The organism is Bacillus methanolicus PB1, from assembly GCF_000262755.1.
Lineage (GTDB): Bacteria > Bacillota > Bacilli > Bacillales > Cytobacillaceae > Bacillus_Z > Bacillus_Z methanolicus.
This window is the reverse complement of the sequence record NZ_AFEU01000003.1, coordinates 768,878-791,750: the sequence shown is the minus strand read 5'-3', so window position 1 is coordinate 791,750 and position 22,873 is coordinate 768,878. Positions and strand designations below refer to the sequence as shown.

Sequence of the window (22,873 nt, the reverse complement as noted above, 5' to 3'; positions counted from 1 at the left end):
GGAATGATAAGTGGCTCAAGAATATGATTTAGTGATCCTTGGCGGCGGTACCGGTGGTTATGTTGCAGCCATTCGCGCCTCACAGCTCGGCCTTAAAACAGCCGTTATTGAGAAAGAAAAGTTGGGAGGAACTTGCTTGCATAAAGGATGTATTCCGAGTAAGGCTCTTCTCAGAAGCGCAGAAGTATTTGCGACTGCGAAGCGCGGAGAAGAATTTGGCGTCATGGCGAAAGAAGTCAGCATTAACTTCGGCAAAGTACAGGAGCGGAAAAATAAGATAGTTGGCCAGCTTTATCAAGGAGTCCAGCATCTGATGAAGCAGGGGAAAATCGATGTTTACAAAGGTACTGGCCGAATTTTGGGACCGTCTATTTTTTCACCAATGCCAGGTACAATTTCCGTTGAGATGAACAATGGGGAAGAAAATGAAATTGTTATTCCTAAAAATGTAATCATTGCAACCGGATCGCGACCACGTACTCTTCCAGGATTAGAACCGGACAGAGAGTTTGTTTTAACTTCTGATGAAGCTCTTGAAATGGAATTTCTCCCTAAATCGATCATTATTTTGGGCGGAGGTATCATCGGTATTGAGTGGGCATCCATGCTTTCAGACTTCGGTGTTGATGTAACGGTTATAGAGTATGCGGAACGTATTATTCCAACTGAAGATAAAGAGATTTCTAGAGAAATGCATCGCCAGATGAAAAGGAAAGGCGTAAAAATTGCAACAAGTGCCAAAGTTCTCCCTGAAACTCTTCAAAAAGGCGGAGGGGTAATCATTTCCGCCGAAGTAAAAGGCGTGCAAAAAGAATTTAAAGCAGAAAAAATTCTCGTTTCTGTTGGGCGCCTGGCAAATGTTGAAGGAATAGGACTTGAAAATACAGAAATACAAGTTGAAAATGGCTGTATTGCAGTGAATGAATACTTTCAAACGAAAGAATCTCATATTTATGCAATTGGCGATTGTATCGGCGGCCTGCAGCTTGCCCATGTTGCAGCCCGTGAAGGAATTGTTGCTGTTGAGCACATTGCCGGCCAAAATCCATCTCGTATTGATTATAGTCTTGTGTCAAAATGCATTTACAGTAATCCGGAAGCAGCAAGCGTAGGTTTTTCGGAAGATGAAGCTAAAGAAAAAGGCTACAAAGTTAAAGTGGGCAAATTCTCTTTCCGTGCAATTGGAAAGGCGCTTGTATTCGGGGAATCAGATGGCTTTGTTAAAATTGTCGCAGATGAAGAAACAGATGATATCCTTGGAGTTCATATGATTGGTCCACACGTAACAGACATGATTTCTGAAGCAGGATTGGCGCGCGTCCTAGATGCATCCCCTTGGGAAGTTGCCCATACAATACACCCGCATCCAACATTATCAGAAGCGATCGGAGAAGCCGCACTCGCAGTAGACGGAAAAGCAATCCATTCTTGATTTGTGGGGTCAGGCCCGCTCCGCGTTAAAGCGTTAAAGCAATGTGGGCCAGATCCCGGATATTGATTTAGGAGGTTAAGTGAAATGGCTGAAAATCGGCATAATGTTTTAGGTTTAAGCGATGATAATGTGTTGGAAATGTATGAAACTATGCTTTTGGCGCGCCGTATTGATGAACGCATGTGGCTTTTAAACCGTGCTGGAAAAATTCCTTTCGTCATTTCTTGCCAAGGTCAAGAGGCAGCACAAGTTGGTGCAGCGTTTGCACTTGACCGTGAAAAGGACTATGTCTTGCCTTATTATCGTGATATGGGTATTGTTTTAACTTTTGGTATGACTGCAAAAGAATTGATGCTTTCCGGATTTGCAAAAGCTGAAGATCCTAACTCCGGTGGCCGCCAAATGCCCGGGCATTTCAGCAAAAGGAAAAACCGCATTGTGACAGGTTCATCTCCGGTTACAACGCAAGTTCCCCATGCTGTTGGGATCGCATTGGCAGGACGTATGGAAGGGAAAGATCTCGTTGCATTAGTAAGCTTTGGTGAAGGCTCGTCGAACCAGGGAGACTTCCATGAGGGTGCAAACTTTGCGGGAGTTCATAAATTGCCAGTTATTTTCATGTGCGAAAACAACAAATATGCTATTTCTGTTCCATATGAAAAACAAGTAGCTTGCGAAAAGGTATCCGACCGTGCGATCGGTTATGGAATGCCCGGCTTTACTGTGGACGGAAACAATCCTCTCGAAGTTTATAAAGCTGTTAAAGAAGCGGCAGACCGCGGACGCCGCGGTGAGGGACCTACATTAATTGAGGCGATTACCTATCGTTTAACCCCTCATTCTTCAGACGATGATGACCGTAGTTATCGTGCTCCTGATGAGGTAGCGGCAGCAAAAACGAAGGATCCGATTATTACTTTTGGAGCTTACTTAAAAGAAGTCGGAGTAATGACCGATGATTTGGAAAAAGAAGTTAATGACCGTGTTATGAAAATAGTAAATGAAGCGACAGACTATGCTGAGAATGCGCCGTATGCGGAACCGGAACACGCGTTGAAACATGTTTATGCTGAGAAGTAAGGGGGAACGAACATGGCGGTAATTTCCTATATTGATGCAGTAACAATGGCAATCCGTGAAGAGATGGAAAGAGATCCGAAAGTCTTCGTATTAGGTGAAGATGTTGGAAAAAAAGGCGGAGTTTTTAAGGCAACTCAATGTCTCTATGAAATATTCGGTGAAGAACGGGTAATTGATGCTCCTCTTGCAGAATCGGCAATCGCTGGTGTTGGAATCGGAGCGGCTATGTATGGCATGCGGCCGATTGCTGAAATGCAATTTGCAGATTTTATTATGCCTGCAGTTAATCAAATAATTTCTGAGGCTGCTAAAATCCGCTATCGTTCAAACAACGATTGGAACTGTCCAATTGTCATTCGAGCTCCTTATGGCGGCGGGGTTCACGGCGCTCTTTACCATTCACAATCGGTTGAGGCAATATTTGCAAACCAGCCGGGCCTGAAAATTGTCATGCCTTCCACACCGTACGATGTGAAAGGTTTATTAAAAGCAGCAATTCGTGATGATGACCCGGTATTATTCTTTGAACATAAACGTGCATACCGCCTGATCAAAGGCGAAGTGCCTGAAGATGATTATGTACTTCCAATCGGCAAAGCTGATGTTAAACGCGAAGGAGAAGACATTACTGTGATAACATACGGTTTATGTGTTCATTTTGCGCTTCAGGCTGCAGAAAGATTGGCGAAAGAAGGCATTTCCGCTCACATTCTGGATTTAAGAACCGTTTATCCTCTTGATAAAGAAGCGATTATTGAGGCAGCTTCAAAAACCGGCAAAGTCCTTTTAGTTACAGAAGACAATAAAGAAGGAAGCATCATTAGTGAAGTTTCCGCAATTATTGCAGAAAACTGCTTATTTGATCTAGATGCGCCGATTAAACGACTTGCAGGTCCGGATATACCGGCGATGCCGTATGCGCCGACAATGGAAAAATTTTTTATGGTTAATCCTGATAAAGTTGAAAAAGCAATGCGCGAACTTGCAGAGTTTTAAAAAGAGCACAGAAATGCAACTCAAAAAGGAGGTTTAACCATTGACTATAGAACAAATCAAAATGCCTCAGCTTGGAGAAAGTATAACAGAAGGAACGGTTAGTAAATGGTTAGTTTCTGTTGGAGATAAGGTAAACAAATACGACCCGCTTGCGGAAGTGATGACTGATAAAGTAACTGCAGAAGTTCCATCTTCTTTTACAGGAACGATTAAAGAACTGATTGCTGCTGAAGGAGATACATTACAAGTAAGCGAAATAATTTGTACGATTGAAGTAGAAGGCGGATATTCAGATGAAGCTAAGGAATCAAATGAAGGGAAAGGTGAAGAAAAACCGAAGCAAGGAGCATTTATCACCGCAGGATATGAAAATAAAGCCCGCTATTCACCGGCTGTCCTTAAGCTTTCTCAAGAACATGGCATTGATCTTTCCAAGGTTAAAGGAACGGGTGCAGGAGGCAGGATTACCCGTAAAGATCTGAAAAAATTAATTGAATCTGGAAATACTCCAAGTCTAGTCAATAAACCAGCAGCTGGCCAAGATGAGCCTGCTCAAGCAGCACAACAGAGAGTATCAGAATATCCGGATTTGAAACAACCAGCTGATAAGCCAGCAGCACCGGCTTCTAACATTTCGACAGTTCCAGGCGATATTGAAATTCCAGTTACAGGCGTACGCAAAGCGATAGCAGCCAATATGGTCCGCAGCAAACATGAAATTCCGCATGCCTGGACAATGATCGAGGTCGATGTAACAAACCTTGTTGAGTACCGCAACTCCATTAAAGAAGAATTTAAAAAGAAAGAAGGCTTTAATTTAACTTACTTTTCCTTTTTCGTGAAAGCAGCTGCCCAGGCTCTTAAAGAGTTTCCGCAAATCAACTCGATGTGGGCAGGGGATAAAATCGTTCAAAAGAAAGACATTAATATTTCAATCGCGGTTGCTAGAGACGACGCTTTGTATGTTCCGGTTATTAAACATGCTGATGAGAAGACGATTAAAGGGATTGCCCGCGAAATATCCGAACTTGCGGCAAAGGCTAGGGCAGGCAAGCTGAAATCAGAAGAAATGCAAGGGGGAACATTTACTGTCAACAATACAGGTTCGTTTGGTTCAGTCCAGTCTATGGGAATTATTAATTATCCTCAGGCAGCATTGCTTCAAGTTGAATCCATCATAAAACGTCCGGTTGTTATGAACAATGGTATGATTGCTGTTCGTGATATGGTGAATTTGTGTATGTCCCTTGATCATCGGGTGGTTGACGGTTTGATTTGCGGAAAATTCATGCAGCGCGTAAAAGAGATTCTTGAAAATATATCCAAAGAAAATACCTCGATTTATTAATCTATCTGATTTGAAAGAGGGTGTCTCATAAGGGTCTGACCCTTGGACTTTTGAGGCAGCCTCTTTTTCTAAAATATAAACTGTCTTTTACGCATTAACGCATCACCGCAGTGCGGGTCAGGCCCTCAACGCTTTAACGCTTTACCGTAGTGCGGGCCTGTCCCTCAATCCTTTAAAGTGTTAAAGTGGTCGTTGCGGCTTTCAAGTTTATATACTAAAATAATAATTGTACATAAATAATTTGAATTTTACTACAGTTTTTTGGCCTCGTCTATACTAGAAGGGAGGGAATGCTGCCGGATACTGGCAGCGCAAGATGACAATCAACGAAATGAAAAATGAACAATTTCCGGCTTTCTCAATAGATGAATGGAAAGAGGCAGCAGAAAAAAATTTAAAAGGAAAACTGCTAGATTCACTTTCAAGATGCACATATGAAAACATTAAATTGAAACCGCTTTACTCGGCAGAGGATGAGGTCGATTGGGAAACATCCCAATTTCCCGGCTTCCCGGACTACAGAAGAGGGATCTATTCTCTTGGTTATAACCAGTCTGAATGGTACGTCGCCCAGACGATTCAATATAAAAATATAGATGAATTGAAAACAAGTCTTTCGTCTTCGCTGGATAAAGGGCAGACATCCATTTCTTTTGAAGTTCAAACAGACACGGCAGGTCGCCTTAAGGAAATCATCGGTAATATTTATGAAAAAAATCCTTTCAGCGTAAATGCAAAATTATTTCAATATGTTTTTATTGAGGCCCTTCTCGATATTGCAGGAGATTCCGCAGAAAAAATTACAGGCTTTACAGGAATGGATCCTATCGCTGTTTTAGCAGAACAAGGGACTCTGCCAATAAAGATAAGCGAGCTTTACGACCAATGGGCAGAACTTATAAAAAAAGCTGATCAAAACATGCCTCATTTAAAAACAATCCTCGTTGATACGACTCCGTATCATAATGGAGGAGCTAGTGCTGTTCAAGAACTTGCCGCCGGCCTATCTGCCGCCGTATTCCACATCCAGGAACTGCTTGACCGGAAACTTTCCTTGGAAAAAATTTTATATAAGATCGTATTTAAATTTTCCATAGGGGCAAATTTTTTTATGGAAATAGCGAAACTTCGCGCTGCGAGGATGATTTGGAACAAAATAACAGAGGCGTATGGTGCATTGCCTGAAAACCGAAAAATGATTATTGCTGCTGAAACTTCAAAATTTACGAAAACGGCATATGATCCGTATGTGAATTTGCTCCGCAGCGGAAATGAGGCATTTGCTGCTGTACTCGGCGGAATCCAATACTTGCATGTAAGCCCGTATAATGAACCGGAAAACAATTTTTCGTCTTTTTCAGACAGAATTGCACGAAATACACAGCTGATTTTAAAAGAAGAAGCCCATCTGAATAAAACGGTGGATCCGGCCGGAGGTTCATGGTATGTAGAACATCTAACCAATGAACTTGCAGAAAAATCGTGGGAGCTTTTTCTGCAAATTGAAGATCACGGCGGGATTTTTGAAGCGCTGAAATCCGGGTGGCTACAACAGCAAATAAGCGAAATTCGTGAAAAAAGGCAGATGGATGTTTATACAAGAAAACAAAGCATTATCGGTACAAATATATATGCCAACCTTGATGATAAGCCACTCCAGTTGCCTGAAGAGCCTGAAAATGTTTCAGCAACAGACATAAAAGAAACGGTGGAGCCAATCCCGCAAATCCGTTTATCGGAGCCATTCGAAAAACTCCGCCGCCGCTCAGAGCAACTGGCTGATCAATTGGGAAGAAAGCCGGCGATTGGATTGATTTGCCTCGGTGCGCTAAAACAGCACAAAGCACGGGCAGATTTTATTACAGGATTTATTGCCCCAGGAGGGATTGAAGGAAAGCAAAGCGGAGAAATCAATTCGACCGAACAAGCTTTTTCTTTTATTAAGGAAACAGGTTTTGAGCACTATTGTTTATGCGGCAGCAATGAACAGTATGCGGAAACAGGTATGGAACTTGTCCGGGAAATTAAGAAACTTTTCCCATCCATTAAGCTTTTCTTAGCCTGCCTGCCGGATGTAGGCGGGGAGAAAGATTGGCGTTCCAGCGGCATCGACGAGTTTATCCATGTAAAAAGCAATTGTTACAAAGTCGTTTCTGGCATTTTAGAGGAAATGGAGGCGAGAATGCATGAAGAATAAACCTGACTTTAAAAAAATTTCCCTTTTTGAAAATCAATCCATTCCTACAGAGCAGGAATGGAAAGCAAAAGCGGAAGAAGAAATCGGGCGATCCATAGAAGATTTGCTTTTCGAAACAAATGAGCAAATAAGAATTAAACCATTGTACACGAAAGCAGATCGAAACGGGCTTAAGCATTTAGACGATAAACCGGGGCTGCCTCCCTATACGCGCGGTCCATATCCGACCATGTATGTAAACAGGCCATGGACTGTCCGCCAATATGCAGGTTTTTCAACAGCTGAAGAAAGCAATGCTTTTTACCGCCGCAATCTGGCGATGGGGCAAAAGGGGCTGTCCGTAGCTTTTGATTTGGCAACCCACCGCGGCTATGATTCAGATCATCCCCGTGTAGTCGGTGATGTCGGAAAAGCAGGAGTAGCCATCGATTCCATTCTGGACATAAAGACGTTGTTTGATGGAATTCCTCTCGATCAAATGTCTGTATCAATGACAATGAACGGTGCCGTTCTGCCGATAATGGCTTTTTATATTGTGACTGCGGAAGAGCAGGGGGTAAGCCAGGAAAAGCTTTCGGGAACGATCCAAAACGATATTTTAAAGGAATATATGGTCCGCAATACATATATTTATCCGCCTGAAATGTCGATGAAAATTATTGCCGATATTTTTGAATATACGTCAAACTATATGCCAAAGTTTAACAGCATCAGTATTTCAGGCTACCATATGCAAGAGGCGGGAGCACCGGCTGATATCGAATTGGCTTATACACTTGCAGACGGGCTTGAATATGTGAGAACCGGTTTAAAAGCCGGGATTGAAATCGACTCATTTGCTCCGAGGCTGTCATTCTTCTGGGCAATCGGGATGAATTATTTTATGGAAGTTGCGAAAATGAGGGCAGCCCGCCATATTTGGGCAAAAATGATGAAATCGTTCAATCCGAAAAACCCGAAATCAATGGCGCTTAGAACGCACTCGCAAACTTCGGGCTGGAGTCTTACAGAACAGGATCCTTTCAATAATGTAGTCAGAACGCTGATTGAAGCCCATGCTGCAGCAATGGGTCATACACAGTCTCTTCATACGAATGCTCTTGATGAGGCAATAGCGCTGCCGACTGATTTTTCAGCTAGGATTGCCCGCAATACGCAGCTGTATTTGCAGGAAGAAACCGGGATTACGAACGTAATTGATCCATGGGGTGGATCTTATTATGTTGAAGCCTTAACAAATAAGCTGATCGAACGGACGTGGGAACATATTGAAGAAATCGAAAATCTCGGCGGAATGGCGAAAGCAATTGAAACAGGGCTGCCAAAAATGCGAATTGAGGAAGCTGCGGCCAGACGACAAGCCCAAATCGATTCAAGAAAAGAAACGATCATTGGTGTTAACCGATACCGCCTTGAAAAAGAGGATCCAATTGAAATATTAGATATTGATAACACAGCAGTGCGGTTGAGGCAAATTGAGAAGCTGAAACAATTGAAGGCAACCCGTAATGAACAAAAAGTGCAAGAAGCACTTCAGGCAATTACGGATTCAGCGAGGTCCGGAAAAGGCAATTTGCTGGAGCTTTCTGTACAGGCGGCGAGAGCAAGGGCTACATTAGGGGAAATCTCCTATGCGATTGAAAAAGTAGCAAGCCGGCATAAGGCTGTGATTCGCTCCGTCAGCGGCATTTACAGTTCGAACTTTTCAAATGAGGAAGAAATAGCTGAAGTTAAAAAGATGACCGATGAATTTTTAGAAAATGAAGGCAGAAGACCGAGAATATTAATTGCAAAGATGGGCCAAGACGGACATGACAGAGGAGCAAAAGTCATTTCCACCGCATTTGCGGATCTTGGATTTGATGTTGACATCGGACCGCTATTTCAAACACCGGAAGAAACTGCTTTGCAGGCAGTTGAAAATGATGTTCACGTAGTCGGGATCAGTTCATTGGCCGCGGGGCACAAAACACTTCTGCCGCAATTGGTTGCCGAATTGAAAAAGCTCTGCAGAGAAGATATTCTCGTTGTTGTAGGAGGAGTCATTCCGGCGCAAGACTATCAATATCTTTATGATCATGGAGCAGCTGCTATTTTCGGGCCGGGGACGGTTATACCTGTTGCAGCCCGAAAAATAATAAAAGCAATATATGAACAGCTCGGCTATGAGGAAGTGGCAAATGAATGAGCAGAGATATGAAGCCTAAATGGTCTGATCCTGAACGCCCGGACGCATTTTCTTCTTACGTTCGCAAAGGTGTAGAAACGGAGGCGGAAGCGGCTGTTTTTCAAAAAAGCGGCCGTTTCCAAAAAAAAGGTTCCGGCGGCCCGACTGTTGCAGAGTTAACAAAAGGAGTGCTGGAAGGAAACAGAGGTTTGCTTGCCCGAGCGATTACATTAATTGAAAGCAATGCTGAACGGCATTTTTCACAAGCTCAGGAGCTTCTCCAAAATCTTCTTCCCTATACGGGAAAATCGATTCGCATCGGAATTACGGGTGTTCCAGGAGCAGGAAAAAGTACGTTTATCGAATCGTTCGGAACCTTCCTTTGTGAACAAGACTACCGTGTTGCCGTCCTTGCGGTCGATCCAAGTTCAAGTTTAACCGGGGGAAGCATACTCGGGGACAAAACAAGAATGGAAAAGCTTGCAAGGAATCCGCGTGCTTTTATCCGTCCTTCACCTTCGGGCGGAAAACTCGGAGGCGTTCATCGCAAAACAAGAGAAACAATGCTCTTATGCGAAGCTGCCGGTTTTGATGTAATTCTTGTCGAGACAGTCGGAGTTGGACAGAGTGAAGTCATTGTCAGGGATATGGTCGATTTCTTTATGCTTTTAGTGTTAACAGGAGCTGGTGACGAGCTTCAAGGAATGAAAAAGGGCATCATGGAACTTGCAGATGCGGTAATTGTTAATAAAGCAGATGGACTAAATAAGAAAGAAGCGGAAAAAGCAAAAGAAGAATATAACCGTATTTTGCATATTCTTCAGCCCGCCACGAAAGGCTGGGAAACAAAAGCATACACTTGTTCAGCACTTTACAGTACCGGGATTGCCGAAATTTGGAATGAAATCGAAAAATTCAAAAAACAGACGAAACAATCCTGCGTTTTCGATGACAGGCGCAGAAAGCAAACGAAGGAATGGATTTATTCGATGATTTCAGATCAGCTCCATTACAGCTTTTTTCGTCATCCAGACATAAAAAAACAGCTTCCGAAAATCGAAAATGAAGTAATTTCCGGGGATCGGACTGTTGCTTCTGCTGTGGAAGAATTATTTAAGATTTTTAAACAATCGGAACATAAATAGATCTGTGTTTTACAGCTCTTTTTTCAAATATTTGCAAAAAAAGCGGCTGACTCAAAAGGGTCTGACTCGCTCCAACAATGACAATATAAAGTATGTTTTTTAGTGTTTGTCAATATATTGTATTGGAGAGGTCTGACCCATTACTTTTGAGTCAGCTTCAAAAAACTAGGGAATATTGGGGATCCAGCTGTATTTATCTTTTACTCTTTGTTCGCTTCGTTAAACTTTTATCAGGCAAATTTCTTTGTCTGAATGGAAAACGTGGTATATTGTAAGTAACCCTATATTATTACTTATAAGGAGCGATCGTATGAACATCGATTTTAATTTATTTATGAATGATGTTGTTCGCCAGGCCCGCCAAGAAATTGTAGATGCCGGTTATACAGAATTAAAAACGCCGGAGGAAGTTGAGGCTTCATTTGCGAAGAAAGGGACTACTTTAGTGATGGTAAATTCCGTATGCGGCTGCGCCGGCGGAATTGCTCGTCCTGCTGCTCGTCATGCTTTACACTATGATAAACGGCCTGACCATTTAGTTACGGTTTTTGCCGGCCAAGATAAGGAAGCAACTGAGAAAGCGAGAAGCTATTTTACAGGTTATCCGCCATCCTCTCCTTCATTTGCTTTACTAAAAGACGGGAAAATTTGCACAATGATCGAACGTCATGAAATTGAAGGACATGAGCCAATGGAAGTTGTGATAAAATTACAAAAAGCATTTGATGAATATTGTGAAGAAGTATAGTTCTTAAGCTCCGGTTGTCCGGGGTTTTTTTATTAATCTATGTCTACTGTTTAGTCTAGAAATCACGAAAAAGCGTCTCTTGAAATTCAAGAGACGCTTTTCCAAAATGATTATTACAGAGCGTTTTTGATGATTTGTTGAATGTCTTGAACCGTAGGGACACGAGGGTTGTCTAGAGTACATACATCTTGCATTGCGTTGTTTGCTAATAATTCGATATCTTCTTCTTTTACGCCCATTGCTTTATAGCCTGATGGAATACCGAAGTTTCTGTTGTAGCGTTCAAGCGCTGCAATTGTTCTTTCTGCAGCAGATGCAGTGCTTAAGCCAGAAACATTCTCGCCTAAAAGCTCAGCAATGTGTGCGAAGCGTTCAGTACGAGCAATTAAGTTGAATTGGCAAACATGTGGCATTACAACTGAGTTACAGATTCCGTGTTGTAATTTGTAAACTCCACCTACTTGGTGAGAAATAGAGTGTACTAATCCTAAACCTCCGTTATTAAATGCCACTCCTGCCATGTATTGTGCATAAGCCATTGCTTCACGTGCTTCGATGTCTTCTCCATTTGCAACCGCTTTTGGTAAGTATTCATTAATGAGTTTCATTGCTTGAATCGCAAATGCATCAGTAACTGGTGTAGCACGTTTTGCAACATATGCTTCAATTGCATGGGATAATGCATCCATACCAGTTGCTATTGTTAATCCAGCTGGTTTTTTCACCATTAATTCTGGGTCAACAATTGCTACAGTTGGTGTAATTTTTTCATCAATAACCGGCATTTTTACTTTACGTGCAGAGTCTGTAATAACCGCAAGAGATGTTGTTTCACTTCCAGTACCAGCTGTTGTAGTGATTGCAATCTGTGGAACGACTTGTTTTTCTACACTATTTACACCTTGATAGTCGTTGATTCTTCCGCCGTTTGCTGCAACTAAGCCGATTCCTTTTGCTGTATCGTGAGAGCTGCCCCCACCGATAGAAACAAGTGCATCACATTTTTCTTGTTTGAATACCTCTACGCCTTCATGAACTTGTGTATCTGCTGGATCTGGTTGAGCTTTAGGAAAAATTACAACATCAAGGCCAGCTTCACGAATGTTTTTAGCAACTTCTTCTGACAAACCTGTGCTGTGAAGGAATGCGTCTGTAACGATAAGTGCTTTCGTAGCTCCAATAGCTTTTAGTCTTGCACCTACTTCCTTTACAGCGCCTCGTCCAAATACAGTGGATGATGGAATGAAAAATTTTGTTTTAGTCATTTTTTCTACCTCCTATTTTATGTAATTGCTTACAATGCTAGTTTAAATCCTAATATATGTGTTTGTCAATATAGTTTTTGTAAAATTCTCATTTTTCTAAATAATTTTTTTTCAAGGAGCAAGATTGCTTGATTGTAGGATAGAGTATTTGCTAGCATAATCGGGTTTGACGTTGATCTGGCAAAAGCGATTGCCGGAAAACTTGGATATGTAGTAAAGGTGAAGGATATCGAATTCAGCGGTCTTGTTCAAGCGTTAAAATCAGGCCAGGTAGACTTTGTTTTAGCAGGGATGACACCAACAGAAGACCGTAGAAAGAATGTTGATTTCAGTGATATCTATTATAATGAGAAACATATGATCGTACCAAAAAAACAGCGGCATTGAAAGTATAGAAGATTTATAAGGAAAAACTGTTGGTGTTTAATTAGGATCTATTCAAGAAGGAAAAGCGGAAGAAATCAGAAAAAAAGTAGAAATTAAAATTGAAAACCACATCGACCGTGTTTTGTTCCTTGACGGAGGAATTTTAGTTGAGGATGCCCCTCCTGAAGATTTTTTAACAATCCAAAGAGCAAGCGTGCCGAGGGTTTCTTGGAAAAAATACTTTAGTTCAATTAGGTTATACTAATAAAGGACTGTTCACAACGAACAGTTTTTTATTATTTCCATGCTATTTCTATTCATTGGAAGACTATCAGAAAATCGTTATGTTAAAAGAACATTGAAAGGCCTGTAATGAGAGTTGAAGCAAGCATGATGAAAATCATCAAATAAACAATCAGTTTTCTCATTTTTCGATTAGACAAAACAATCATCCTCCAGAAAATCAATAAATTCTCTGTCTATATATTACTAGGAATTGCAAAATCGAACAACCGCTCAGTTTTTGAAAGATTTTCGACATTTTTTTAGTATAATTAGTATAATAAATAATAAAAACATTTTTAATAGAGTAAATTTTATGGAGGGGAGCAGATGATTAAAAAAGTTGATCATATAGGGATTGCTGTAAAATCTTTAGTTAAAACGCTTTCATTTTATACGGAAGTTCTTCGCCTTGAACTGCTTGGGATCGAAGAAATAGAAAGCGAAAAAGTAAAAGTTGCATTCCTGAAAGCTGGTGAAACAAAGCTTGAATTATTAGAACCTACTGCGAAAGACAGCCCGGTCGCAAAATTTATCGAAAAGCGCGGAGAGGGGATCCATCATGTTGCTCTCGGTGTTGAATCCATTCAGGAGCGAATTAATGAAATAAAGAGTAAAGGGATCACGATGATTAATGACCGGCCAAAAACAGGGGCAGGCGGGGCTCTTGTCGCTTTTATGCACCCAAAATCAACAGGCGGCGTATTGTATGAATTTTGCGAAAAGAAAGGATTGAACGAGCAGCATGGCTGATATTTACGAAAAGATAAATGAATTGTACGACCGCCGCCGCGAAGTCGAAATGGGCGGGGGCGATGAAAAAATCGAAAGGCAGCATGAAAAAGGAAAATTAACAGCCCGTGAAAGAATCGATCTTTTAGTAGATCCGGGAACGTTTGTGGAGTTAAATCCGTTTATTGAACACCGCTCGACTGATTTTGGCCTTGATAAACAAAAAGGACCCGGAGACGGAGTGGTAACAGGCTACGGTAAAGTAAACGGACGCCCGGTTTTTTTATTTTCACAAGATTTTACCGTTTTTGGCGGAGCTTTAGGGGAAATGCATGCTAAGAAAATTGCACATGTGATGGATTTGGCAGCAAAAAATGGTGCACCGTTTATCGGGTTAAATGATTCAGGGGGGGCGCGAATTCAGGAGGGTGTCGTTTCCTTAGACGGATACGGACATATTTTTTACCGCAATGTGATTTATTCCGGTGTCATTCCGCAAATTTCAGTTATAATGGGCCCTTGTGCCGGAGGAGCTGTTTATTCGCCGGCAATTACAGATTTTGTATTTATGGTTGAAAAAACAAGCCAGATGTTCATTACCGGGCCAAAAGTAATTGAAACAGTGACAGGGGAAAAGATCTCTGCCGAGGATCTTGGGGGTGCGAGAGTTCACAATTCAATCAGCGGAAACGCCCATTTCAGTGCAGAAAAGGAAGAAGAAGTTATTGAGATGGTTCGCAAGTTTTTAAGTTACCTTCCGCAAAATAATGAAGAAAAACCGCCGAGATTAAAAGCGGAAAATTCGGATGATTACCGCCCGGATTTAACCGATGTCATTCCTTTTGACGCGGTCCGGCCATATGACGTAAGAAGTGTGATCAACCAAGTTGCAGATGAAAACTCTTTCATGGAAATACACAAAGATTTTGCGAAAAATATCGTTGTCGGTTTTGCTCGAATTAAGGGAGAAGTTGTAGGCCTTGTATGCAATCAGCCGAAGTTCATGGCCGGCGGGCTTGATATTGACAGTTCTGATAAAGCGGCCAGATTTATTCGATTCTGCGATTCTTTTAACATTCCAATCATTACGTTTGAAGATGTGACCGGCTTTTTTCCGGGCGTTAAACAGGAACATGGCGGGATAATTCGCCACGGGGCAAAGATTTTGTATGCTTATTCAGAAGCAACGGTCCCGAAGCTGACCGTTATTTTGCGGAAAGCTTATGGAGGAGCCTATGTTGCATTAAACAGTAAAGCGATCGGAGCTGACTTGGTGTTCGCTTGGCCAAATGCGGAAATCGCCGTGATGGGTCCTCAAGGTGCGGCGAATATTATTTTTGCTAAAGAAATTCAAAACAGTGAGAATCCGGAACAAACTCGGCGGCAAAAAATTGAGGAATACCGGGAGAAATTTGCAAATCCATATGTCGCGGCGAAAATGGGAATGGTCGATGATGTCATCGATCCGCGTGAGACAAGAATCAAGCTGATTCAGGCTCTTGAAATGCTGAGAAACAAAAAAGAATCCCGCCCGCGCAAAAAACATGGCAACATTCCGCTATAATTGCCTGATTGATTCAATAATAGGTATACTGAATTAGTGAGCAAATTTCAGGGGGTATACAATGCATGATTAATCAGGAACGATTATTGAATGAGTTTTTGGAATTGGTCCAAATTGATTCAGAAACAAAATATGAAGCGGAAATAGCAAAAGTTCTAAAGGAAAAGTTTACGGAATTAGGACTGGATGTTTATGAAGACGATACAACTGCACAGACGGGCCATGGTGCCGGCAACTTGATTTGTACGCTGCGGGGCACAAAAGACGGTGTGGATCCAATCTATTTTACTTCCCATATGGATACAGTTGTTCCGGGAAAGGGTGTCAAACCTTCGATTAAAGATGGATATGTTGTGACTGACGGTACAACGATTTTAGGTGCTGATGATAAAGCCGGACTGGCAGTCATGCTTGAAACAATACGGGTATTAAAGGAACGAAACATTCCGCACGGCACGATCCAATTTATTATCACTGTCGGTGAAGAATCAGGTTTAGTGGGGGCAAAAGCGCTTGATTCATCGTTAGTGAAAGCGAAATATGGTTATGCGCTTGACAGCGACGGGAAAGTTGGCAATATTGTCGTTGCTGCACCAACCCAAGCAAAGATTTCAGCCGTTATCTTAGGGAAAACTGCTCACGCCGGCGTAGCTCCTGAAAAAGGCGTCTCCGCTATTACGATTGCTGCAAAGGCCATTGCGAAAATGCCGCTTGGGCGAATTGATGAAGAAACAACTGCAAATATCGGCCGTTTTGAAGGCGGAACTCAAACGAATATTGTTTGTGACCGGGTAAATATTTTAGCTGAAGCTCGCTCACTCGTGCCTGAAAAAATGGAAGAACAAGTTCGGAAAATGAAAGAAGCATTTGAAAGGACTGCAGAGGAAATGGGCGGTAAAGCGGAAATTGAAGTTCAAGTCATGTATCCGGGATTCAAGTTCGGCGAAGGTGACCATGTTGTGGAAATTGCACGAAAAGCGGCTTCAAAAATTGGCAGGAGCTGTGAGTTGTTGAAGAGCGGCGGGGGAAGTGATGCAAATGTCATTGCCGGATTTGGCGTTCCGACTGTTAACCTTGCAGTCGGCTATGAAGATATTCATACAACCAACGAAAAAATGCCAATTGAAGAGCTCAACAAGCTGGCTGAGATGGTGATTGCTATCATAGAGGAAGTCGCGGCATAATTTAAACTATTGGAGAGGACCACATGAGGTTCTCTTTTTTTCTCGAAAAAATCGGAGCTGCCTCATAGACAAAGCAGTCCTATTGTTTGTAAGATGACTATAGGGAAAAAAATGGCTGGGGAAGAAAGAAGGTGAGTTTAAAAATGAGCGAAATAAACAAGGCCGTTGTCTTTCGGGTTGGCAGCGAAGAATATGCATTTCCAATTCAGTATGTCATTTCAATTGAAAAAATGGAGAGAACAACTCCAATTCCACATTTGCCCGAATATGTAAAAGGAATTGTGAAAGTCAGAGGAGAGTTGATCCCAGTTGTTGATTTTGAAAATATCTTATATAACCGCCAATTAGTAATCAATGAAGGAACGAGATTAATCGTTTTACATACACCGGAGATGTCTCTCGGCGTTCTCGTGAATGAAGCAAAGGAAATTGCTGAAATCCCTTCAGACAATCTGAAGCAAATTGGTTTAATTGCCTATCAAAAAACAAGTTATTTTACCGGTGTAGCCAACCTTGACAAGCGCTTAATAACCGTTATCGACCCTTTAAAACTCATTCAATCGCTTGAAGGAATCCGTGAGATACAAGAATATATGAAAACACAAGCAAGACCTGAACAGCATTCTTAGTACTGCTGTTCTTTTTATTCTATTTTATACTCGGAGTCTTTTTCCGCACCATTTTTCATATATCATTGATTCTTTTGGTAAAATAACAATAGAACATTTGTTAGGAAGTGCAGGAATGAAAGAAATGGTTCCGAAAAAAGGGCGAGTGATTCTGCATGTTGATATGAATAGTTTTTATGCCTCCGTCGAAATGGCATTTGACCCTTCCTTAAAAGGCAAACCCCTTGCCATTGCGGGAGACGTGGAAGAAAGAAGGGGAATTATCGTAACTTGCAGCTATGAAGCCAGAAAATTCGGGGTAAAAACGGCCATGCCTTTATGGGAAGCTAAGAAACTTTGCCCGCAGCTTATTGTGATGAAGCCTAACTTTGAGCGATATCGTGCTGCTTCCATTAGAATATTTGAAATTATGCGCCAATATTCCGATCTCGTTGAACCTGTTTCGATTGATGAAGGTTATATGGATATTACTGAAAGCGATGAGTTTGGAACGCCGATTGAAATTGCCAGAACGATCCAAAAGAGATTACTCGAACAGCTTGATCTTCCGTGCAGCATCGGGATTTCACCAAATAAATTTCTCGCCAAAATGGCCTCCGATATGAAAAAGCCCCTTGGGATCACGATACTCCGCAAGCGAGATGTTCCGAATGTCCTCTGGCCCCTTGATGTTGGACAAATGCACGGCGTCGGCAAAAAAACGGCAGAAAAGCTTGCGAAAATCGGGATCAGAACAATCGGTGATTTAGCAAATGCGAACGAGATCCAACTTAAAAATCTTCTTGGGATAAACGGTGCAAGATTAAAGGAGCGGGCAAACGGCAATGACAGGCGTTTAGTAGACCCGGAATCTGTGTCTGATTTTAAAAGTGTCGGGAATTCAACGACTCTGCCGAAAGATATCTCCAATCAGCAAGTTTTGTTTCAAGTCTTTGATGGATTGGCGGAAAAAGTTGCAGCCCGATTAAAAAGGAAAAAGGTTTTAGCTGCTAATATTTCCATTACCATCCGGTATAAGGATCGAAAAACAATCACAAGAAGCAAAAAATTGAGAAATCCTGTCAGCCAAAAGGATGAAATTAGTCAGGCGGCAAAAACTCTGTTCCTCAAACATTGGAACGGAGATCCAGTCAGACTGTTAGGGATCACCGGTACGGATTTGCAGGAAAAAGGGTATGCAGTTAAGCAGCTTGATCTATTTTCATTTGAAAAAGAGGCAAAAAAAGAGCCGCTGATCCATGCTCTTGAAAAACTTCGCGAAAAATACGGAAAGCATATTATTGAAAATGCCGGTGCAAAAGCAGATATCGATATAAAATCAAAAATAGGAACTGATACAAGTTTTAACAAGGACTTTCTTCAAACTTTTACAAATGGAGAAAAAAATAAAAAACAATAAGGGGGGAGCGTTTTCTCCAAAGAAAGGTTTCATTGGTTGCAACTTATTTTGAAAATTGCTAAAGTAAAAGTGGATTTTTCAAAACATTAGGTAATTTTATTACAAGAAGGGACGTTAGAAAAATGACGAAACAGCAAATTGGTGTAATCGGTTTAGCTGTAATGGGGAAAAACCTCGCGTTGAACATTGAAAGCAAAGGCTATACAGTGTCTGTTTACAATCGTTCCCGTGAGAAAACCGATAATATGCTAGCCGAAACAAAAGGAAAAAATATTGTTGGTACATATTCGATTGAAGAATTTGTTCATTCGCTCGAAAAACCAAGAAAAATTTTAATAATGGTTCAAGCCGGTGCAGGAACAGACGCAATAATCGAACAATTGAAGCCGCACCTTGATAAAGGTGATATTTTAATTGACTGCGGAAATGCTTTCTTCGTTGATACACAGCGCCGTAATAAAGAATTAAGCGAACATGGAATTCATTTTATCGGTACGGGTGTTTCCGGCGGGGAAGAAGGTGCTCTGAACGGTCCGTCCATCATGCCCGGCGGTCAAAAAGAAGCATATGATTTAGTGGCTCCAATTTTTAAAGACATTGCTGCAAAAGTCAATGGTGAACCTTGTACAACATACATTGGCCCTGATGGTGCCGGCCATTATGTGAAAATGGTTCATAACGGAATCGAATACGGAGATATGCAGCTTATTTCGGAATCTTATTTCCTTTTAAAGCATGTACTCGGATTAAATGCCCAAGAATTGCATGAAGTATATGCCGAATGGAATAAAGGTGAACTTGACAGCTATTTGATTGAAATAACAGCTGATATTTTTACAAAAATAGATGGAGAAACAGGCAAGCCGATTGTTGATGTTATTTTAGATACAGCCGGACAAAAAGGAACCGGCAAATGGACAAGCCAGAGCGCCCTTGATTTAGGAGTACCGCTTCCTATTATTACGGAATCAGTGTTCGCACGATTTATCTCTGCGATGAAAGAAGAACGTGTTGCAGCTAGCAAGCAGCTTCGCGGTCCAAGTGCCAAGACATTTACAGGGGATAAAGAAGTGTTCATCGAATCAGTCCGGAAAGCTCTGTACATGAGCAAAATTTGTTCCTATGCGCAAGGATTCGCGCAAATGAGGGCGGCATCTGATGAGTATAATTGGGATCTCAAATATGGAGAAATTGCGATGATTTTCCGCGGCGGCTGCATCATCCGCGCGCAATTCTTGCAAAAAATCAAAGAAGCATACGACCGTGACCAAGGCCTAAAAAATCTTCTTCTTGACCCATACTTCAAAGAGATTGTCGAAAGCTATCAAGATGCACTTCGCGAAATTATCAGCGTTGCTGTTCAAAACGGTATCCCGGTTCCCGGTTTTTCTGCGGCATTGTCTTACTATGACAGCTACCGAATGGAGACACTGCCTGCCAACCTCATTCAGGCGCAGCGCGACTATTTCGGTGCTCACACTTACCGGCGCATTGATAAAGAAGGAAGCTTCCATACTGATTGGATGAAGTAATAGGAAATAGCAGCGCATCATTTGTGGTGTGCTGTTTTTTTGTAACTTTTTTCTGTCTAAACCAGTCAATAAATATAGAATTCTTATTAAAGAAAAGGAGATTGCTAAAATGTTTAAACGTTTTATGAAATGGGGAGTAGTCGCAGCAATATTCACTTTTGTCTTTAGTTTGGGAAACATGGCTTATGCCGCAAACGGGGACAGCGATGAAGAAAGCATTAATGAAAAATTCGGCCTTCCCATTGTTGTTTACGGTGAAGCATTATCCGTTGCTCAAAAAGAAGAGGTTAGAAAACTATTAGGTGTTAAAGATACAAGCAAAGTAAAAGAGATTACCGTAACAGGCAAGGATCTTGTCACTTATATTAATGGAGACCCTCATTCCAATATGTATTCATCAGCAAAAATTACAAGAAAGGAAAAAGGTGAGGGTCTTCTTGTTAAACAAGTTACACCGGAAAACATTACGGAAGTAACAAATGAAATGTATGCCAATGCCTTGTTGACGGCGGGGATTGAAGATGCAGTTGTTGAAGTCGCTTCCCCGGTGAAAGTAAGCGGACACTCCGCTCTCGTTGGAATTTATAAAGCATATGATAACGGGGAAGGAACGGAGTTGAATAAAGAGCGTACGGAAGTGGCGAATGAAGAATTAAGCCTTGCCACAAACCTGGCTAAGAAAGAAGGGCTCGACCAGGACAAAGTAAGTGAGCTTTTAACAGAAATTAAAAAGGAAATTGCAAAACAAAATCCGGCGACTAAAGAAGAGATCGAACAAATTATTGATGAAAAAATAAATACGCTTGAAATCCAATTAAGCCCGGAAGACCGTCAGCTGCTCATTGATCTTTTTGAAAAAATGCGCAATCTTAACATTAATTTTGATAACGTCCAATTACAGCTCGATGACTTGACAAAAGACATCCACAAACGAATTGAAGAGACGGTCGGAGACAAAGGCTTTTTAGATGCCGTTTCTAATTTCTTTAAAGAACTGATAGAAACGATAAAAAGTATATTTTCCTAAGCAAGGGGATTTTTCCCTTGTTTTTTTGTTTAAAAATGGTAAAGAGGTGTCTCATAAGGGTCTGACCCCATGTTCATTATGTCCTATATATTGTGTTATGGGGTCTGATCCTTTGGTTTAAGACAGCCTCTTTTATTTAAAAAACATTAACATATTTCTACATCAAAATCTGTGACCGGCCACCAGAAGAAGCCGTCTTTCTCCAACAGCTCGGCTGCCGCTTTTGGACCCATTGTACCGGCTTCATAGTTAGGGAAGCTCGCCTCTTTTGTATTCTCCCATACTTCAGAAATTTTATCGGTAAAGCTCCATGATAAGGCCACTTCGTCCCAATGGGTAAAGTTTGTAGCATCACCGCGCAGGCAGTCATACAAAAGCTTTTCGTAAGCTTCAGGGGTGTTCATTCCGTCGGCTCCTTTATTCGAAAAGTTTAATTTTACCGGAGTAGTCTCCATATTTTGTCCCGCTTTTTTTCCGTTTAAATGAAGGGTAATTCCTTCTTCAGGTTGAATATGGATAACGAGCAAATTCGGGTTTAAAGTTTGATCCGTTTGATAATACAAATTCATCGGAATATCTTTAAACTGGATAACAATCTTTGTCGATTTTGCTTTCATCCGCTTTCCGGTTCGAATATAAAAAGGAACTCCGGCCCAGCGGAAATTATCGATTATCAATTTGCCTGCTACATACGTTTCCGTATTTGATTCTTTATCCACCATCGGTTCTTCCCTGTATCCCGGCACCGTTTCTCCATTAATTTTGCCGCTTCCGTATTGGCCTCTGACAAAATAGTCATTGACTTCTTCAGCTTTCAACTGGCGCAAAGCCCGCAGCACTTTTACTTTTTCAGAGCGGATTTCGTCTGTCGTTAAGCGGATCGGCGGTTCCATCGCTAAAAGTGCGACCATCTGCAGCATGTGGTTTTGGACCATATCTCTTAAAGCGCCGCTTTTCTCGTAATAGCGGCCGCGCTCCTCAACACCAAGAATTTCACTTGATGTTATTTGAATATTTGCAATATATCTGTTGTTCCATAGCGGTTCAAAAATCGCATTCGCAAATCGGATCTCTTCAATATTTTGAACCATTTCCTTACCGAGGTAATGATCGATCCTGTAAATCTCCTTTTCTGAAAAAGCAGTTCGAATCTGCTTGTTCAGTGCTTTGGCAGACTCGAGATCATGACCGAACGGTTTTTCAATCACGAGGCGTTTGAAGCCTCTAACATTTGTGATTCCGTCTTTTTTCAAATGTTCAGCAATTGTCCCAAAAAACTCTGGCGCCATTGCAAGATAAAAGATTCTGTTTCCTTCCAAGCCATAATTTCTGTCAAGTTCCTCAGCCAACTGATTTAAGGCAGTATAGGAACTTGAGTCAGTTACGTCATGTGAATGATAGTAAAATCTTGAAATAAAATCATTGACATCTGACGGATTAACATTCGATGTATCGATCGAATTTTTCACGGTTGTTTGAAAATCGTTGGCGGAAAGCGGCCTTCTTGCCACGCCGATCACTGCAAACCGTTCCAGTTTCTTTTTTGTATACAAGTTATAAAGGGATGGGAACAATTTTCGTTTTGCCAAATCTCCTGTTGCTCCGAAGATCATAATAAGTGCAGTAGGTTTTCCGTTCTGTTTCACGATTTATGGACCTCTCTTTTATTTTTTCGAAATATGTACAAAAACTAAAGACTATTCAAGTATAAAATTTTATAGGTTTCATGCTCACTTAGCAAATGTTTCTTACCTGATTAGTTTTTCTACTTTTAGTTGGA

18 protein-coding genes and 1 pseudogene are annotated in these 22,873 nt (G+C 41.4%); 16 read left to right on the top strand and 3 right to left on the bottom strand.

Translation table 11 applies throughout. The features are described from left to right. The first annotated feature begins 10 nt into the window (after positions 1 to 10). From lpdA to PB1_RS13575, 8 genes are all read left to right on the top strand, one after another. On the top strand, positions 11 to 1,432 hold the full coding sequence (gene lpdA / locus PB1_RS13610; protein ID WP_004437679.1) for a dihydrolipoyl dehydrogenase: 1,422 nt from the start codon (positions 11 to 13) through the stop codon (positions 1,430 to 1,432). An 84-nt stretch (positions 1,433 to 1,516) separates the two neighbouring features. Further along, a complete protein-coding gene (locus tag PB1_RS13605; RefSeq protein ID WP_004437675.1) occupies positions 1,517 to 2,512 on the top strand; it encodes a thiamine pyrophosphate-dependent dehydrogenase E1 component subunit alpha in 996 nt (331 codons plus the stop codon). A gap of 12 nt (positions 2,513 to 2,524) precedes the next feature. Further along, a complete protein-coding gene (locus PB1_RS13600) occupies positions 2,525 to 3,508 on the top strand; it encodes an alpha-ketoacid dehydrogenase subunit beta (RefSeq protein ID WP_004437671.1) in 984 nt (327 codons plus the stop codon). Between the two features lie 40 nt (positions 3,509 to 3,548). Beyond that, positions 3,549 to 4,856, top strand: coding sequence for a dihydrolipoamide acetyltransferase family protein (locus tag PB1_RS13595; RefSeq protein WP_004437667.1), 1,308 nt, complete (start codon positions 3,549 to 3,551; stop codon positions 4,854 to 4,856). Between the two features lie 316 nt (positions 4,857 to 5,172). Then, positions 5,173 to 7,053, top strand: a complete 1,881-nt coding sequence (locus tag PB1_RS13590) for a methylmalonyl-CoA mutase subunit beta (RefSeq protein WP_004437664.1) — start codon at positions 5,173 to 5,175, stop codon at positions 7,051 to 7,053. Then, a complete protein-coding gene (scpA, locus tag PB1_RS13585; protein ID WP_004437659.1) occupies positions 7,043 to 9,241 on the top strand; it encodes a methylmalonyl-CoA mutase in 2,199 nt (732 codons plus the stop codon). The genes PB1_RS13590 and scpA overlap by 11 nt, the downstream gene beginning before the upstream one ends. After that, positions 9,238 to 10,365 carry a methylmalonyl Co-A mutase-associated GTPase MeaB gene (gene meaB, locus PB1_RS13580; protein ID WP_004437657.1) on the top strand — a complete coding sequence of 376 codons (1,128 nt, stop codon included), beginning with the start codon at positions 9,238 to 9,240 and terminating at the stop codon, positions 10,363 to 10,365. Before scpA ends, meaB begins: the two co-directional genes overlap by 4 nt. Before the next feature lie 310 nt (positions 10,366 to 10,675). Beyond that, a complete protein-coding gene (locus PB1_RS13575) occupies positions 10,676 to 11,113 on the top strand; it encodes a BrxA/BrxB family bacilliredoxin (RefSeq protein ID WP_004437654.1) in 438 nt (145 codons plus the stop codon). A gap of 113 nt (positions 11,114 to 11,226) precedes the next feature. Here PB1_RS13575 and PB1_RS13570 read toward each other — a convergent pair whose 3' ends face one another. After that, complete coding sequence (locus tag PB1_RS13570) at positions 11,227 to 12,378, bottom strand: iron-containing alcohol dehydrogenase (protein WP_004437651.1); 1,152 nt, start codon at positions 12,376 to 12,378, stop codon at positions 11,227 to 11,229. 156 nt (positions 12,379 to 12,534) lie between these two features. On the opposite strand from PB1_RS13570, the pseudogene PB1_RS13565 reads away from it, so the two are divergent. Beyond that, positions 12,535 to 12,990 (top strand): annotated as a pseudogene (locus PB1_RS13565) (transporter substrate-binding domain-containing protein); the annotation flags it as partial. A 101-nt stretch (positions 12,991 to 13,091) separates the two neighbouring features. Here the strand turns inward: PB1_RS13565 and prli42 are convergent. Further along, on the bottom strand, positions 13,092 to 13,187 hold the full coding sequence (prli42, locus tag PB1_RS17565) for a stressosome-associated protein Prli42 (RefSeq protein WP_174269860.1): 96 nt from the start codon (positions 13,185 to 13,187) through the stop codon (positions 13,092 to 13,094). A gap of 169 nt (positions 13,188 to 13,356) precedes the next feature. Between prli42 and mce the strand changes: the two genes are divergently transcribed. The 7 genes from mce to PB1_RS13530 all read left to right on the top strand — a co-directional run bounded on the left by mce (position 13,357) and on the right by PB1_RS13530 (position 21,093). Next, entirely contained in the window at positions 13,357 to 13,779 is a 423-nt protein-coding gene (mce, locus tag PB1_RS13560) for a methylmalonyl-CoA epimerase (protein WP_004437646.1), read from the top strand. Next, complete coding sequence (locus PB1_RS13555) at positions 13,772 to 15,322, top strand: acyl-CoA carboxylase subunit beta (RefSeq protein WP_004437643.1); 1,551 nt, start codon at positions 13,772 to 13,774, stop codon at positions 15,320 to 15,322. Before mce ends, PB1_RS13555 begins: the two co-directional genes overlap by 8 nt. A 65-nt stretch (positions 15,323 to 15,387) precedes the next feature. Further along, on the top strand, positions 15,388 to 16,506 hold the full coding sequence (locus PB1_RS13550; RefSeq protein WP_004437640.1) for a M20/M25/M40 family metallo-hydrolase: 1,119 nt from the start codon (positions 15,388 to 15,390) through the stop codon (positions 16,504 to 16,506). Positions 16,507 to 16,649: 143 nt separating this feature from the next. Further along, a complete protein-coding gene (locus tag PB1_RS13545; RefSeq protein WP_004437636.1) occupies positions 16,650 to 17,135 on the top strand; it encodes a chemotaxis protein CheW in 486 nt (161 codons plus the stop codon). 115 nt (positions 17,136 to 17,250) lie between these two features. Next, complete coding sequence (locus tag PB1_RS13540) at positions 17,251 to 18,534, top strand: DNA polymerase IV (protein ID WP_004437633.1); 1,284 nt, start codon at positions 17,251 to 17,253, stop codon at positions 18,532 to 18,534. A gap of 122 nt (positions 18,535 to 18,656) precedes the next feature. Beyond that, positions 18,657 to 20,066, top strand: a complete 1,410-nt coding sequence (gene gndA / locus PB1_RS13535; RefSeq protein WP_004437630.1) for an NADP-dependent phosphogluconate dehydrogenase — start codon at positions 18,657 to 18,659, stop codon at positions 20,064 to 20,066. Between the two features lie 109 nt (positions 20,067 to 20,175). After that, a complete protein-coding gene (locus PB1_RS13530; RefSeq protein ID WP_004437628.1) occupies positions 20,176 to 21,093 on the top strand; it encodes a DUF1002 domain-containing protein in 918 nt (305 codons plus the stop codon). Between the two features lie 146 nt (positions 21,094 to 21,239). Here PB1_RS13530 and zwf read toward each other — a convergent pair whose 3' ends face one another. Then, the gene (zwf, locus tag PB1_RS13525) at positions 21,240 to 22,739 is read right to left on the bottom strand and encodes a glucose-6-phosphate dehydrogenase (protein ID WP_004437625.1); all 1,500 of its coding nucleotides are present in this window, start codon (positions 22,737 to 22,739) and stop codon (positions 21,240 to 21,242) included. Positions 22,740 to 22,873 lie beyond the last annotated feature (134 nt).

Bases quoted from the DNA above. Each gene is read 5' to 3' on its own strand.
- meaB (WP_004437657.1), top strand. From the start codon at position 9,238: ATGAGCAGAGATATGAAGCCTAAATGGTCTGATCCTGAACGCCCGGAC.
- PB1_RS13605 (WP_004437675.1), top strand. From the start codon at position 1,517: ATGGCTGAAAATCGGCATAATGTTTTAGGTTTAAGCGATGATAATGTG.
- PB1_RS13575 (WP_004437654.1), top strand. From the start codon at position 10,676: ATGAACATCGATTTTAATTTATTTATGAATGATGTTGTTCGCCAGGCC.
- gndA (WP_004437630.1), top strand. From the start codon at position 18,657: ATGACGAAACAGCAAATTGGTGTAATCGGTTTAGCTGTAATGGGGAAA.
- PB1_RS13550 (WP_004437640.1), top strand. From the start codon at position 15,388: ATGATTAATCAGGAACGATTATTGAATGAGTTTTTGGAATTGGTCCAA.
- PB1_RS13555 (WP_004437643.1), top strand. From the start codon at position 13,772: ATGGCTGATATTTACGAAAAGATAAATGAATTGTACGACCGCCGCCGC.
- PB1_RS13545 (WP_004437636.1), top strand. From the start codon at position 16,650: ATGAGCGAAATAAACAAGGCCGTTGTCTTTCGGGTTGGCAGCGAAGAA.
- PB1_RS13530 (WP_004437628.1), top strand. From the start codon at position 20,176: ATGTTTAAACGTTTTATGAAATGGGGAGTAGTCGCAGCAATATTCACT.
- scpA (WP_004437659.1), top strand. From the start codon at position 7,043: ATGAAGAATAAACCTGACTTTAAAAAAATTTCCCTTTTTGAAAATCAA.
- PB1_RS13600 (WP_004437671.1), top strand. From the start codon at position 2,525: ATGGCGGTAATTTCCTATATTGATGCAGTAACAATGGCAATCCGTGAA.
- PB1_RS13590 (WP_004437664.1), top strand. From the start codon at position 5,173: ATGACAATCAACGAAATGAAAAATGAACAATTTCCGGCTTTCTCAATA.
- PB1_RS13570 (WP_004437651.1), bottom strand. From the start codon at position 12,378: ATGACTAAAACAAAATTTTTCATTCCATCATCCACTGTATTTGGACGA.
- PB1_RS13540 (WP_004437633.1), top strand. From the start codon at position 17,251: ATGAAAGAAATGGTTCCGAAAAAAGGGCGAGTGATTCTGCATGTTGAT.
- mce (WP_004437646.1), top strand. From the start codon at position 13,357: ATGATTAAAAAAGTTGATCATATAGGGATTGCTGTAAAATCTTTAGTT.